We start from the raw sequence: 15,128 nt of genomic DNA, 5'->3' as shown, positions 1-15,128 counted from the left end.
GCGGGCGCGCGGGGTTACTATTGCGACTTCTTCCCATACCTCGCCATGATTGAATTCCAGCACGTCTTCAAATCTTACGGGCGCGGCCGAAATATCCTGGCCGACATCAACTTTCGCATCAGCGCTGGAGAGTTCGTCTTCGTGTCCGGGCCGTCGGGCGCCGGCAAGTCGACACTGCTCAAGCTGATCGGCGGCCTGGAGCCGCCGAGCCGCGGATCCATCCAGGTCAACAACCAGCGGCTGGACAAACTGCCCGGCCGGGCCCGGCCGTATCTGCGGCGCGCCGTGGGGGTGATCCTGCAGGACACGCACCTGCTGTATGACCGCAGCGCCTTCCAGAACGTCATGCTGCCCCTGGCGGTGACCGGCCAGGCGCCCGATTCGGCCGCCGCGCGCGCCCGGGCCGCCCTGGACAAGGTCGGCCTGGCCGGCAAGGAAGATCTCAACCCGATCGAACTGTCGGGCGGCGAACAGCAGCGCCTGGCGATCGCCCGCGCCATCGTCAACCGGCCGGCCATCCTGATTGCCGACGAACCGACCGCCAACCTCGACCATGACAACGCGCAGCGCATCATGAATGTGTTCCGCGACTTCAACCGCGTCGGCGTCACCACGCTGATCGCCTCGCACGACCAGGACCTGATGGCCCGCTACGCCACGCGCACGCTCAGCATCGAACACGGGCGCTTCCACGACACGCACGGAGGCCAAGCATGAAGGCCTGGCTGCGACAACACCGCTACGCGCTGGCGATCACCCTGCGCCGGCTGGCGGCCCAGCCGTTCTCGTCGCTGGCCAACCTGCTGGTCATGGCGCTGGCGCTGGCCCTGCCGCTGCTGGGCAGCGCCATCCTGGTTTCGGTCCAGCCCCTGGCGCGCCAGGTCTCGGTCACCCCCGAGCTGACCGTATTCATGCAGACCCAGGCCCCCGCCGCGGCGGCCGGCGCGGTGGCCGAGCGCATCGGCCGCGACTACGCCAGCCAGATCGCCGCGGTGCGGGTGGTGCCGCGCGACCAGGCGCTGGCGGCGCTGCGCGACAACCCGGCCTGGGAGCAGGCCCTGGCCGTGCTGCCCGGCAATCCGCTGCCCGACGCGGTGGTGGTGACCCTCGCCGACGGCGAGAACCTGGCCGGGCGCGCCGGCGCGCTGGCGCAGGATTGGGGCAAATGGGACGGCGTGGACCAGGTGCAGCTGGACAGCGCCTGGGTGCAGCGCCTGGAGGCGCTGCTGCGCTTTGCCCGCATCGGGCTGGCGTTCCTGGCGGCGTGCGTGGCGGTGGTGGTGCTGGCCACCGTGTTCAATACCGTGCGCATGCAGGCCATGACCCAGCGCGAGGAAATCGCCGTGGCGCGCCTGGTGGGAGCGACCGAATCCTTCGTGCGCCGCCCGTTCCTGTACCAGGGCGCCCTGACCGGCGCCGTATCGGCCCTGATCGCCATCGGCGCGGCGGCCCTGGCGCTGACCCCGCTCAACGACGCGCTGCTGGGGCTGGCGCGCAGCTACGGCGCCGAATTCGCCCTGCACCTGCCCGGCCTGCCCGTGCTGGCCGCGGCCGTCATCGCCGCCGGCGTGCTGGGCGCGCTGTCGGCGCGCTGGTCAGTGACCCGCAGTACGCGCTTTTAAGCCCCTTGTTCCGCCGAAAGCGGCTGCGCATTCCCGGGTAAAGTCCAGACTTGCCCGGGAAACCGGGCTCGCGCCTAAAAAGGGACACCCCCATCCGCGCGAACGCAAAAAATTCACTTGTATGTCGATTTTTTGCAAGGAATAATCACAATTTGAATAAAACTTCGGCGCGCCCGGCTTCGTGCCCGCCGGCCGAGCCCCTGCCCTACCATGCCTGCCCGACTTGATGCCCGCGCCACGCGCCGCTATTTCGATAGCGCGTTCGACAGTCCGGCCGTCAAAATCCTGCCGAACGAGTATTACGTCACGAACGGCGAGGACGTCATGCTGTCGACCGTGCTGGGTTCCTGCGTGGCGGCCTGTATCCACGATCCGGTGATCGGCGTGGGCGGCATGAACCACTTCATGCTGCCCGAAGGCGACATCCACTCGCCGGCCTCGGCCACCATGCGCTATGGCGCCTTTGCCATGGAAGTGCTGATCAACGAACTGCTCAAGGCCGGCGCGGTCCGCGAGCGCCTCGAAGCCAAGGTGTTCGGCGGCGGCGCGGTGCTCAGCGCCATGCAGCTGATGAATATCGGCGAGCGCAACGGCCAGTTCGTGCTGAACTACCTCAAGACCGAGGGCATCCCGGTGCGCGCCCAGGACCTGGGCGACGTCCACGCCCGGCGCATCAATTACTTCCCCCGCGACGGCCGCGTCATGGTGCGCAAGATGGCGCCGCACCACCAGAAGGCCGAGGCGTTGATCGCCCAGCGCGAAGCCGCGGCCGCCCGGACCGTCCAGGCCGAAACCCGCGCCGCCCCGCGCGTGGAGCGCTTTACACGTCCCGGCGGCATGCGCGTCGAGCGCTTCGACACGCCCAGGCGCCGCGATCCGGTGGGCGCGTAGCGCCCCCGCATGAGGGTGCCTGTCCCGGCGGGGACAGGCACCCTTGCCAGCCCCGCGCTGGCCACGGTCAGGCGGCGCGCACCCCGCCGCCGATCGGCACCACCGAGGCGCTGAATTCGCGCATCAGTTCGGCGCGGCGCACGTCGGCGCGCGCCATGGCCGCCTCCTTGATGTGGCCATAGCCGCGGATTTCCTCGGGCAGGCTGGCCAGCGCGACGGCGTGCTCCAGGTTGCCGCGGTTCAGCTTGGGCAGGATGGCGCCCAGCTGCTCGCGGTATTGCTCGATCAGCGCGCGCTCGGCGCGCCGCTCGGCCGTATGCCCGAACACATCGAATGCCGTCCCCCTCAGGAAGCGCAGGCGCGCCAGCACGCCGAACAGGCGCAGCGTGGCCGGGCCATAGCGGCGCTTGACCAGATGCCCTTCGCTGTCGCGCTTGGAGAACAGCGGCGGCGCGAGGTGGAAGTTCAGTTTCCAGTCGCCTTCGAACTGCGCGTCGATGCGCTTGAGGAACTCGCCGTCCGAGTACAGGCGCGCCACTTCGTACTCGTCCTTGTACGCCATCAGCTTGAAGTAATAGCGCGCCACCGCCTCGGCCAGCCGCGTGGTGCCGGTGGCGGCCTGCTCGGCCGCGGCCACCTGGTCTACCAGGTCCTGGTAGCGCCGAGCATAGGCTTCGTTCTGGTACTGCGCCAGGAACTCGCGGCGGATCCGCGCCAGCTCGCCCAGCTCGCCGGCCGGACGCTTGAAGTCCACCACGGCGCCCTGTCCGCGCTTGACTTCGACGATGCCTTCATCGCTTGCCGCCTGGCCCTTGCCGATCAGCGCCTGCACCTGCGCCAGGTCGTGGGCGGCGCGCCGCCCCCAGGCGAACGCGGCCAGGTTGTTCTCGACCTGCTGGCCGTTGAGTTCGATGGCGCGCTGCATGGCGGCCTCGCCCAGCGGCAGCCAGCCCTTCTGGTAGGCATAGCCCATCATCAGCGGGTTGGCGTAGATCGCGTCGCCCAGCAGGCCCACCGCCAGTTCGGCGGCGTCGATGGTGGCCACGTTGCCCGCCCCGCACGCCTTGGCCAGGTCGGCCTGCAGGTTGGAGCCTGGCAGGGTCCAGTCCGGGTCGTGGACGAAGGCGGCCGTGGGCGCCACGTCGCTGTTGAGCAGCGTATGCGTGCGGCCCGGGCGCATGCGGGCGATGGCCTCGGGGCTGGTGCCCACGACCAGGTCGCCGGCCAGCACCAGGTCGGCTTCGCCCATGGCCACGCGCGTATTGAGCAGCTCGCCCGGCGTGGGGGCCAGCACGACGTGCGAATACACCGCGCCCCCTTTCTGGGCCAGGCCCGCCATGTCCAGCACCGAACAGCCCTTGCCTTCCAGGTGCGCAGCCATGCCCAGCAACTGGCCGATGGTGACCACGCCGGTGCCGCCCACGCCGGCGATGAACACGCCGTAGTGGCCGGCCAGCCCGTCGGCGCGCGGCGCCGGCAGGCCCTGGTCGATGGCGTCGCGCTGCGCCAGCGCGCGCGGCTTGCGCAGGCGTCCGCCCTCGACCGTGACGAAACTGGGGCAGAAGCCCTTCAGGCAGGAATAGTCCTTGTTGCAGCTGGACTGGTTGATGGTGCGCTTGCGTCCGAACTCGGTTTCCAGCGGCTCGACCGACAGGCAGTGCGACTTCTCGGAACAATCGCCGCAGCCCTCGCAGACGCGCTCGTTGATGACCACGCGCAGCGCCGGGTCCGGATAGGCGTTGCGCTTGCGGCGGCGGCGTTTCTCGGTGGCGCAGGTCTGGTCGTAGACCAGCACCGACACGCCGGGATAGGCGCGCAGTTCCTTCATGACCGCGTCCAGTTCATCGCGGTGCCTGACCGGCACCCCCGGCGCCAGATCGGTGACGTGGCGGTACTTCTCCGGTTCGTCGGTGACGACGACGATCTTCTCGATCCCTTCGGCGGCCATCTGGCGCGTGATCATGGGCACGCTGATCGGACCGTCGACCGGCTGGCCGCCGGTCATGGCGACGGCGTCATTGAACAGGATCTTGTAGGTGATGGGCACCTTGGCCGCCACGGCGGCGCGGATCGCCAGCAGGCCCGAGTGGTAATAGGTGCCGTCGCCCAGGTTGGCGAATACGTGCTTTTCCTCGGTGAACGGCGCCTGGCCCACCCAGGGCACGCCCTCGCCGCCCATCTGGGTGAACACCTGGGTGTTGCGGCCCATCCAGGTCACCATGTAGTGACAGCCGATGCCGGCCATGCCGCGCGAGCCCTCGGGCACGCGGGTGGAGGTATTGTGCGGACAGCCCGAACAGAACCACGGCTTGCGGTCCACCACCAGGCGCGGGCGGGCCAACGCCTGCTCGCGTTCGGCAATGAAATCCAGGCGCGCCTGGATGCCGGCGCGCACGTCCTCGGGCAGCTCGAAGCGCAGCAGGCGCGCGCCGATGGCCTTGGCCACCATGGCGGGCGAGAACTCGTAGTGCGCCGGCAGCAGCCAATTGCCCTGCGGCACCGACCACTCGCCGCCGTCCTTGTCGTCGAACTTGCCCACCACCCGCGGGATCTTCTTGCCGGTGCCGATCCAGCTGAACAGCTCTTCCTTGAGCTGGTACTCGAGCACCTGGCGCTTTTCCTCGACCACCAGGATCTCGTCGAGATCCTCGGCGAACTGCTGCATGCCGGTGGCCTCCAGCGGCCACACCATGCCCACCTTGAACAGCCGCAGCCCGATGCGCCGGCAGATTTCCTCGCTCAGCCCCAGGTCGGCCAGCGCCTGGCGCGTATCCAGGTAGGCCTTGCCAGAGGTCATGATGCCGAAGCGCGCCTGCGCGTTGGGCACCTGCCACATTTCGCGGTTCAGGCGGTTGGCGCGGGCGTAGGCCAGCGCGGCGTACAGTTTATAGTCCAGCAGCCGCGCCTCCTGCTGCAGCGGCGTATCCGGCAGGCGGATGTTCAACCCGTCGGGCGGCAGCTGGAAATCCTCGGGCAGCACGATGCGCGTGCGCTCGGGGTCGACCTCGACCGAGGCGGACACCTCGACGATGTCGGTGATGCATTTCATGCCGACCCACACCCCGGCATAGCGGCTCATGGCCCAGCCATGCAGGCCGTAGTCCAGCACTTCCTGCACGCTGGCGGGAAACAGCGCCGGGATCATGCAGGCCTTGAGGATGTGGTCGCTCTGGTGCGGCAGCGTGGAGGACTTGGCCGGGTGGTCGTCGCCGGCCACCACCAGCACGCCGCCATGGCGCGAGGTGCCGGCCGCGTTGGCGTGCTTGAAGACGTCGCCGCAGCGGTCCACGCCCGGCCCCTTGCCGTACCACATGCCGAACACGCCGTCGTACTTGGCGCCCGGGAACAGGTTGACCTGCTGCGAGCCCCACACGGCGGTGGCGGCCAGGTCCTCGTTGATGCCGGGCTGGAATTCGATGTGGTGCTGCTTCAGGTACTTGGCGGCCTTCCACATGTTCTGGTCGACCCCGCCCAGCGGCGAACCCCGGTAGCCGGACACGAAGCCAGCCGTGTTCAGCCCGGCGCGCTCGTCGCGCACGCGCTGCATCATCGGCAGGCGCACCAGCGCATGGATGCCGCTCATCCAGGCGCGGCCGGTGGTCAGGGTGTATTTGTCGTCCAGATGTACGGACTCAAGCGCCGCGCGCTGCGCGGGCGTCAGAGGGGCATTCATGTCTACTCCATTTGTAAGGGGTGTCCGAACCAGCCACGCGCTCAAGCCCTTGTGAGGCAACGGCAACAGATCCGGGCGCGTCTACGCCTTTCTTCTTTTCCCTCTTTGTACCCGGCCCGACCCGTCCCCGCAATAGGGCAATGCGATAATGGCGCCCATGGACTTCGCCTCCCGCATCACGGCCTGGCAGGCCCGCCATGGCCGCCACGATCTGCCCTGGCAGAACACCCGCGACCCCTATCGCATCTGGCTCTCGGAAATCATGCTGCAGCAGACGCAGGTGGCGACGGTCATCCCGTATTACCTGCGCTTCCTGGAACGTTTTCCCGATGTGGCCGCCCTGGCGGCGGCGCGCCAGGAAGATGTCATGCCCTACTGGGCCGGCCTGGGCTACTACGCGCGCGCCCGCAACCTGCACCGCTGCGCGCAGGAAATCATGCAGCGCTGCGGCGGCCGCTTTCCGCCGCGCGCCGAAGAGATCGCCACCCTGCCCGGCATCGGCCGCTCCACGGCCGCGGCCATCGCCGCCTTTGCCTATGGCGAGCGCAGCCCCATCATGGACGGCAACGTCACGCGAGTCTTCACGCGCCACTTCGGCATCGAGGGCGACCCCGCCCGCCGCGCGGTCGAACAGCAGCTGTGGGCGCTGGCCGCGGCCCAGGTGCAGGCCGCGCCGGATCTGGACATGCCCGGCTACACGCAAGGGCTGATGGACCTGGGCGCGACGCTGTGCACGCGCGGCAAGCCGGCCTGCGAGCGCTGTCCGGTGGCGCGGTCCTGTATCGCGCGCCGCGACGGGCGCCAGGCCGAGCTGCCCACGCCCAAGGCGCGCAAGGCCATCCCCGAACGCAGCACGGCCATGCTGGTGCTGCACGGCCCGGACGGCATCCTGCTGCGCCTGCGCCCCGCGCCGGGCATCTGGGGCGGCCTGTGGAGCCTGCCCGAATGCGACCCGGCCCACGACCCGGGCGCGGCGGCCCGCGAACTGGGCCTGCAGGCCGAGGCGCCGGTCGAACTGGCCGCCTTCGCGCACACGTTCACCCACTACCGGCTGCACGTGCGGCCCTGGTACCTGACGGTGCGCGGCGCGGCGCTGCGCCAGGCGGCCACGCCCGAACGCTGGGTCAGCCCCGCCGAACTGCCCGCCACCGCGCTGCCCGCGCCGGTGCGCAAGCTGCTCGACGGCCTGCTGGCCGCCTTGCCCGCGCCGCCGCGCCAGGCGTAGCGCTGACGCGCCCTACGAGGGCAGCAGCATCACCAGCTTGAGCTCGGGGTGCGTGGCAAGCCTGAAGGTAATCTGCTGCAGGTCCTGGCGCCCGCTGCGCGGGTGCTGGAACTCGCGCAGGCCGCCCTCGCGCTCGACCACGGCGTGGCGCGTCCACCAGTGCGCGAAGACCGGGCTGGCGCGATTGAGCTCGTCGAGCAGCGCGACCACGTCGGCCTCGTCGAGGTGGGCGCCCGCGTCGGCGCGAAACTCGGCCACCACGCGGCGCGCGCGCTGGTCCCAATCGACCACCAGTTCGCGCGCGGCCGGGTCCAGGAAGATGTAGCGCAGCAGGTTGGGCTGCGCGTCGCGCAGCGGCCAGTCGTCGAACAGCTCGCGCATGGCGGCGTTGCTGGCCAGCACGTTCCAGGCGCGGTCCAGTGCGTAGGCCGGCGCGTCGATGGCATCGACGCAGGCCTGCAACGACACGGGCGCATCGCCGCCCTCGTCGCGCGGCTGCTGGGGGTCGGCGCATTCGGCCAGCTCGAACAGGTAGGCGCGCTCGGCGCGCGCCAGGTGCAGGACGTTGGCGATGCGCGCCCATACCGCGGGCGATACGGTGACCTCGCGGCCCTGCTCGATCCACGTGTACCAGGTGACGCTGATGTCAGACAGCTGCGCCACTTCTTCGCGCCGCAGGCCCGGCGTGCGGCGCCGCGAACCGGCCGGCAGCCCGGCCATCTGCGGCGTGATGCGGGCGCGCGCGGTACGCACGAATTCGCCCAGCGCCTGCCGGCGCCGGGCCGAGCCTTCGTGGGCGGCCAGATGGGTAGCACTGTTCATACCAGGATGAGCAATAGGCTTGTACGCGTATCGGAAGCCTTCTATCTTACTCGTGCCGCATCCGCGGCCCCTGCCTACCAAGGATTCCCATGTCAGCCACCCCCACCCACGACGCCGCCGTCGAACGCCAATTCAGCCCCCGCGCCAGCGCCTACCTGACCAGCGCCGTCCATGCCCAGGGCGAAGACCTGCAGCAGATGGCCGCCATCGCCCGCGAACACCCCGGCGCGCGGCTGCTGGACCTGGGCACCGGCGGCGGGCACGTCAGCTTCCATGTGGCGCCACATGTGGCCGAAGTGGTGGCCTATGACCTGTCGCAGTCCATGCTGGACGTGGTGGCCGGCGAAGCCGAGCGCCGCGGCCTGGCCAACCTGCGCACCTGTCGCGGCAAGGCCGAGGCGCTGCCGTTCGGCGACGGCGAATTCGACCTGGTGATGAGCCGCTACTCCACCCATCACTGGGAAGATCCGGGCCAGGCCCTGCGCGAAGCCCGCCGCGTGCTCAAGCCCGGCGGCATCGCGGTGTTCGCCGACGTCGTCAGCCCGGGCGAAGCCCTGCTCGACACCTGGCTGCAGACCATCGAAGTGCTGCGCGACACCTCGCACGTGCGCGACTATTCGGCCGCCGAATGGCTGCGCATGGCCGCCGAGGCCGGACTGGTCACGCAAGGCCTGACCGCGCGCCGGCTGCCGCTGGAATTCACCTCGTGGGTCGAGCGCATGCGCACGCCGCCCGAGCTGGTGGCGGCGCTGCGCGCCATGACGGACATCGCGCCGGCGCCGGTGCGCCGGCACTTCGCCATCCAGCCCGACGGCTCGTTCACCAGCGACACGCTGACGCTGGTGGCGGTGCGCCCGGCCTAGCACAGACCCGCGCCGGGCGGGCCTCGCTAGCCCAGGTTCGGCGCCAGGGTGCGGCGCACGTCCTCTTCGGCGCGGCCGCTGCGCGCCACGTAGTCGGCCAGCTGGTCGGCGCCGATGTTGCCCACGTTGAAATACTGCGACTCGGGGTGGCTGAAATAGAACCCCGAGACGCTGGAGGCCGGGAACATGGCGTAGCTGTCGGTCAGCTCCATGCCGACGTCCGCGGCGTCCAGCACGCGGAACAGGTCCGTCTTGACCACGTGCTCCGGGCAGGCCGGATAGCCGGGCGCCGGCCGGATGCCGCTGTACTTCTCGGCGATCAGCTCGTCGTTGGACAGCGCCTCGTCCGCCGCGTAGCCCCACAGGTCGCGGCGCACGCGCGCGTGCATGCATTCGGCGAACGCCTCGGCCAGCCGGTCGGCCAGCGACTTCAGCATGATGCTGGAATAGTCGTCCAGCGCCGCCTGGAACTCGGCCTCTTTCTTTTCGATGCCCAGGCCGGCGGTCACGGCGAACATGCCGATGTAGTCGACCAGGCCGCTGTCGCGCGGCGCGATGTAGTCGGCCAGGCACTTGTTGCTGACGCCTTCGCGCTTGACGCCCTGCTGGCGCAGGTTGCGATAGGTGAACAGCACTTCGCCGCGCGTCTCGTCCGCGTAGACCTCGATGTCCTCGTCATTGACGCGGTTGGCCGGATAGAAACCGACCACGCCGCTGGCGGTCAGCCAGCGCCCGTCGATGATGCGCTTGAGCATGGCCTGGCCTTCCTCGTAGACCTTGCGCGCCTGCTCGCCCACCACCTTGTCGTCCAGGATGGCGGGGAACGGGCCGAACAGGCTCCAGGTCTGGAAGAACGGCCCCCAGTCGATATAGCGCGCGATCTCGGCCAGGTCGTAGCTCTTGAAGGCGCGCCGGCCCAGGAACTTGGGGCGCGGCGGCTGGTAGCCTGACCAGTCGATCTGCGGGCGCGCCGCGCGCGCCTCGGCCAGCGACACCAGCGGCACCGCCTTGCGGTTGGCGTGGCGGCGGCGCACGTCCTCGTACTCCTGCGCCAGCTCCGCCAGATAGGCCGGCGCCTGGTCGGACATGAGGTTGGTCGCCACGCCGACCGAGCGGCTGGCGTCGGGCACGTAGATCACGGGGCCGTCGTAGTTGGGCGCGATCTTGACCGCCGTATGGACCCGGCTGGTGGTCGCCCCGCCTATCATCAGCGGCATGGCGCGTTCGCGGAAATAGGGGTCGCGCTGCATTTCGGAAGCCACGTAGGCCATCTCTTCGAGGCTGGGCGTGATCAGGCCCGACAGGCCGATCATGTCGGCGTTCTCGTCCTTGGCCTTCTGCAGGATCTGGGCGCACGGCACCATCACGCCCATGTTCACGACTTCGAAGTTATTGCACTGCAAGACCACCGACACGATGTTCTTGCCGATGTCGTGCACGTCGCCCTTGACGGTGGCGACGACAATCTTGCCCTTGGCGCGCACATCGCCGCCCGCCGCCGCGATCTGGCGCTTTTCCTCTTCGATGAAGGGAATCAGGTGCGCCACCGCCTGTTTCATCACGCGCGCCGACTTCACCACCTGCGGCAGGAACATCTTGCCCGCGCCGAACAGGTCGCCGACCACGTTCATGCCATCCATCAGCGGGCCTTCGATCACTTCGATGGTGCGCCCGCCGCGCGCGGCGACCTGCTGGCGCACTTCTTCGGTGTCCTCGACGATGAAAGTGGTGATGCCATGCACCAGGGCATGCGCCAGGCGCTGCTCGACCGCGCCGGTGCGCCAGGTCAGGTCTTCTTCCTTCTTCGCGCCCGAGCCCTTGACGGTCTCGGCGAACTGGACCAGCCGCTCGGTGGGCGAGCGCTCGTCGGACGGGTCGGCGCGGCCCACCGGCTCGGGGCGGTCCAGGATGACGTCCTCGACCAGGTCGCGCAGGTGCGGCGCCAGGTCGGCGTATACGCCCAGCTGGCCCGCGTTGACGATGCCCATCGTCAGCCCCGCCTCGATGGCGTAGTACAGGAAAACGGTATGGATCGCCTCGCGCATCGGCTCGTTGCCGCGGAACGAGAAGCTGACGTTCGAGATGCCGCCCGAAATGCGCGCGTGCGGCAGGTTCGCGCGGATCCAGCGCGCGCCTTCGATGAAATCGACGGCGTAGTGATTGTGCTCGTCGATGCCGGTGGCCACCGCGAACACGTTGGGATCGAAGATGATGTCCTCGGGCGGGAAGCCTTCTTCCTCGACCAGGATACGGTAGGCGCGGCCACAGATTTCCTTGCGGCGCTCCAGCGAGTCGGCCTGCCCCTGTTCGTCGAAGGCCATGACCACCATGGCCGCGCCATAGCGGCGGCACAGCCGCGCATGGTGGCGGAACGGCTCCTCGCCTTCCTTCATGGAAATCGAGTTGACCACGGCCTTGCCCTGCACGCACTTCAGGCCGGTCTCGATCACTTCCCACTTGGAGCTGTCGATCATCACCGGCACCCGCGCGATATCGGGCTCGGACGCGATCAGGTTGAGGAAGCGGTGCATGCAGGCCACCGAATCCAGCATCGCTTCGTCCATGTTGACGTCGATGATCTGGGCGCCGTTCTCGACCTGCTGGCGCGCCACGGCCAGCGCCTCGTCGTATTTCTCCTCGCGGACCAGGCGGGCGAACATCTTGCTGCCCGTCACGTTGGTGCGCTCGCCCACGTTGACGAACAGGGTCTCGTCGTCGATGTTGAGCGCCTCCAGGCCCGACAGGCGGGTCTTGACCGGCACCTCGGGCACCGCGCGCGGCGTCAGCGAGGCCACCTTGCCGGCGATGGCGCGGATGTGCTCGGGCGTGGTGCCGCAACAGCCGCCGGCCATGTTGACCAGCCCGGCCTGGGCGAACTCTTCCAGCAGGGCCGAGGTATCGGCCGGCGTTTCGTCAAAACCCGTCTCGGCCATGGGATTGGGCAGGCCGGCGTTGGGGTAGACGCACACGTAGGTGTCGCAGATCTTGGACAGCTCGGCCACGTACGGACGCATCAGCGCCGCGCCCAGCGCGCAGTTCAGGCCGATGGTGACCGGCCGCGCATGGCGCACCGAGTTCCAGAACGCCTCGACGGTCTGGCCGGACAGGATGCGGCCCGACGCGTCGGTCACGGTGCCCGAAATCATCACCGGCAGGCGCACGCCGCGCGCCTCGAACACTTCCTCGACGGCGAAGATGGCCGCCTTGGCATTGAGCGTATCGAAGATGGTTTCGATCAGGACGATGTCGATGCCGCCGTCGAGCAGGCCATTGAGCTGCTCGACATAGGCCGCGCGCAGCTCGTCGAAGGTGACGTTGCGCGCGCCCGGGTCGTTGACGTCGGGCGAGATGGACGCCGTCTTGGGCTGCGGCCCCAGCGCCCCGGCCACGAAGCGCGGATGCTCGGGCGTGCTGTAGGCGTCGCAGGCGGCGCGCGCCAGGCGGGCCGACTCCAGGTTCATCTCGTAGGCCAGCTCCGGCAGGTCGTAGTCGCCCTGGGCGATCGACGTGGCGCCGAAGGTGTTGGTCTCGATCACGTCGGCGCCGGCCTCGAGGTACTGCCGGTGGATTTCCGAGATCACGTCCGGGCGCACCAGCGACAGCAGTTCGTTGTCGCCCTTGAGATCCTTGTGGTGCTCGGCGAAGCGCTCGCCGCGGAAATCGGCCTCGCCCAGCTTGTAGCGCTGGATCATCGTGCCCATGGCACCGTCCAGGATCAGGATGCGCTGGTCCAGTTGGCGGACGAACTCGCCGCCATGCGTGTAGGCGGACAGCGGGAAGGGGATACGGGGATAAGGCACGGTTTGTCCTGGGATGGGCGCGCGGTGTGGCAAAAAGGCAAGAAACGACCCAAAAATCAAGCTGACATGGTAACAAAATGGGCATTTCCCTGCCCCGCGGTGATACAGTTCTGGCCCCGAACCGGTGCTTTCGGCAAGTACGCTTGCGCGGAAGGTAAACGGGAAACAGGAAGGCCCTGCCCAGCCTGTGCTGCCCCCGCAACGGTCCCCACGGCGCGCGACGCGCCGTGGCAGCCCGATACCGGCCGGTTCGACAGCGAGGATGCGCCGCCCGCGGCCATGCTCATTTTCGTGAACGACGTGCGGGGTCGCGCGTCACACTGAGAACCATCCGTCATGAAATCCCGTTCACTCCGGCGCTGCGCCGGTGTCCTGGCCTGTGTCGCTCCGTTGACCGGCCACGCCCAGACCGGCGCCACCGCCGGCCAACCCATCCCCGAACTCGATCCCGTCGTCGTCACCGCCGCGCGCTCGCCCCAGCTGCTCAGGAATGTGCTGGCCGACGCCAGCGTGATCGAGCGCGATACGCTGGCGCGCGCCGGCCAGTCCAGCCTGGCCGAAGTGCTGGCGCAGCAGCATGGCATCGAATTCGCCGACAGCGGCGGCCCGCAAAGCGTCACCAGCCTGTTCATGCGCGGGGCCAACAGCAACCAGACCCTGGTCCTGCTCAATGGCCAGCGCATCAACAACGCCAACGGCGGCGGCATTGCGCTGAACGCGCTGCCGCCGGAGGCCATCGAACGCATCGAGATCGTGCGCGGCGCGGCCAGCAGCCTGTACGGGGCCGACGCGATCGGCGGGGTGATCAACATCATTACCCGCGAGCCGGGCGACAAGCCGCTGTCGGCCTATGCCAACGCCGGCTACGGCACCTACGGCACCAGCCGCTACGACGCCGGCGTGTCGGGCGCGGCCGACGGCTTCAGCTACAGCCTGTCCACCGGCTATGGCCAGAGCCATGGCTTCAACGCCACCAACCGCCGCTCGTTCTCGTACAACCCGGACAAGGACAGCTACTACCAGAACTACGCCACCGGCACGCTGGGCTACGAATGGCGCCCCGAGCAGAAAGTGGTGGCGCAGGTCTACCGCAGCCGCGTCAACGGCGGCTACGACGCCTCGGCCTCGTACGACTACAACGACCGCTACATCCAGGACCTGCAGGCCTATTCGCTGGCCAGCGAAAACCGCCTGACCCGCTACTGGAAGAGCACGCTGCGCGCCGGCTACGTGGAAGACAGGAACGATTCGCGCGCCGAAGGCATGTTCGAAGACACCAATACGCGCTTCCGGACCCGCCAGATGCAGTACGTGTGGCAGAACGACTTCACGCTGGCCGCCGGCCAGACGCTGACGCTGGCCTACGAACACCTGGACCAGCGCGCCGACGGCCAGATGAGCACCCCCACCGGGATCGGCAACTACACCGAGACGCGGCGCCACGTGAACTCGTACACCGGCGTGTACCTGGGCGATTTCGGCCGCCACCACGTGCAGGCCAGCCTGCGCAACGACAACAACTCGCAGTTCGGCAGCCACACCACCGGCGGCCTGGCTTACGGGTTCGACCTGACGCCCAACCTGCGCGCCACCGTGGCCGCCAACACGGGCTTTCGGGCGCCGTCGTTCAACGACCTGTACACGCCGACCAGCGCGTTCGGCTATCGCGGCAACCCCGACCTCAAGCCGGAAGAGTCGCGCAACGCCGAGATCGGCCTGAAATACCAGGACGAGGACAGCGAACTGGGCTTGGTGTACTACCAGACGCGCGTCAAGAACCTGATCCAGGTGACCGACGACTTCAGCACGGTCGAGAACGTCGGGCGCGCCCGCCTGCAAGGCTTCACCATCAGCGGCGCGCACCGCTTCGGCAACACGCGCCTGCGCGCCAGCCTGGACCTGAGCAACCCGCGCAACGAAGACACCGGCAAGCAATTGCTGCGCCGCGCCCGCACGGTGCTGCGCGCCGGCGTCGACCATCGCTTCGACCGCCTGCTGGTGGGCGCCGAGTGGTACGCCTCGGACGAGCGCTACGACTACGGTGTCCCCGAGGAAAAGCGCCTGGGCGGCTACGGCCTGGTCAACCTGACCGCGGCCTACGACCTGAGCCGCAACATGCAGGTGCAGGTGCGCTGGAACAACGTGCTCGGCCAGCGCTACACCTTGGCCGACGGCTACAACACGGCCGGCTCGAACGCCTTCGTCAACCTGTCGTGGCGCATGTAGGCAGGC

At 68.8% G+C, this 15,128-nt stretch carries 9 protein-coding genes and 1 riboswitch; of the genes, 6 read left to right on the top strand and 3 right to left on the bottom strand.

Going from position 1 to position 15,128, the window contains the following annotated elements:
• The first annotated feature begins 45 nt into the window (after positions 1-45).
• From CAL11_RS02725 to cheD, 3 genes are all read left to right on the top strand, one after another.
• Positions 46-717: a cell division ATP-binding protein FtsE gene (locus CAL11_RS02725; RefSeq protein WP_033454957.1), complete on the top strand. Its 672-nt coding sequence runs from the start codon at positions 46-48 to the stop codon at positions 715-717.
• Complete coding sequence (locus CAL11_RS02720; protein ID WP_033454959.1) at positions 714-1,622, top strand: cell division protein FtsX; 909 nt, start codon at positions 714-716, stop codon at positions 1,620-1,622. The genes CAL11_RS02725 and CAL11_RS02720 overlap by 4 nt, the downstream gene beginning before the upstream one ends.
• Before the next feature lie 210 nt (positions 1,623-1,832).
• Positions 1,833-2,513, top strand: a complete 681-nt coding sequence (gene cheD / locus CAL11_RS02715; protein WP_033461618.1) for a chemoreceptor glutamine deamidase CheD — start codon at positions 1,833-1,835, stop codon at positions 2,511-2,513.
• 67 nt (positions 2,514-2,580) lie between these two features.
• On the opposite strand, the gene CAL11_RS02710 is transcribed toward cheD, so the two are convergent.
• A complete protein-coding gene (locus CAL11_RS02710; RefSeq protein ID WP_086092083.1) occupies positions 2,581-6,186 on the bottom strand; it encodes an indolepyruvate ferredoxin oxidoreductase family protein in 3,606 nt (1,201 codons plus the stop codon).
• Positions 6,187-6,334: 148 nt separating this feature from the next.
• On the opposite strand from CAL11_RS02710, the gene mutY reads away from it, so the two are divergent.
• Complete coding sequence (gene mutY / locus CAL11_RS02705) at positions 6,335-7,411, top strand: A/G-specific adenine glycosylase (protein WP_086092082.1); 1,077 nt, start codon at positions 6,335-6,337, stop codon at positions 7,409-7,411.
• A gap of 12 nt (positions 7,412-7,423) precedes the next feature.
• On the opposite strand, the gene CAL11_RS02700 is transcribed toward mutY, so the two are convergent.
• Complete coding sequence (locus CAL11_RS02700) at positions 7,424-8,233, bottom strand: helix-turn-helix transcriptional regulator (protein ID WP_086092081.1); 810 nt, start codon at positions 8,231-8,233, stop codon at positions 7,424-7,426.
• 89 nt (positions 8,234-8,322) lie between these two features.
• Here CAL11_RS02700 and CAL11_RS02695 point away from each other — a divergent pair, with 89 nt between their 5' ends.
• Complete coding sequence (locus CAL11_RS02695; RefSeq protein WP_086092080.1) at positions 8,323-9,096, top strand: class I SAM-dependent methyltransferase; 774 nt, start codon at positions 8,323-8,325, stop codon at positions 9,094-9,096.
• A gap of 26 nt (positions 9,097-9,122) precedes the next feature.
• Here CAL11_RS02695 and metH read toward each other — a convergent pair whose 3' ends face one another.
• The gene (gene metH / locus CAL11_RS02690) at positions 9,123-12,896 is read right to left on the bottom strand and encodes a methionine synthase (protein ID WP_086092079.1); all 3,774 of its coding nucleotides are present in this window, start codon (positions 12,894-12,896) and stop codon (positions 9,123-9,125) included.
• Between the two features lie 105 nt (positions 12,897-13,001).
• Positions 13,002-13,160: riboswitch (cobalamin riboswitch) on the top strand.
• A gap of 72 nt (positions 13,161-13,232) precedes the next feature.
• On the opposite strand from metH, the gene CAL11_RS02685 reads away from it, so the two are divergent.
• Positions 13,233-15,122 (top strand): TonB-dependent receptor domain-containing protein, encoded by a 1,890-nt coding sequence (locus CAL11_RS02685; protein WP_086092078.1) that lies wholly within the window; start codon positions 13,233-13,235, stop codon positions 15,120-15,122.
• The last annotated feature ends 6 nt before the right edge of the window (positions 15,123-15,128 follow it).

Origin of the sequence: Bordetella genomosp. 6 (genome assembly GCF_002119705.1) — a bacterium.
In the GTDB taxonomy this organism is placed as follows: Bacteria; Pseudomonadota; Gammaproteobacteria; order Burkholderiales; family Burkholderiaceae_B; genus Bordetella; species Bordetella bronchiseptica_F.
Note: the sequence above shows the minus strand (reverse complement) of the source record. Positions and strands in the feature narration are given on the sequence as shown.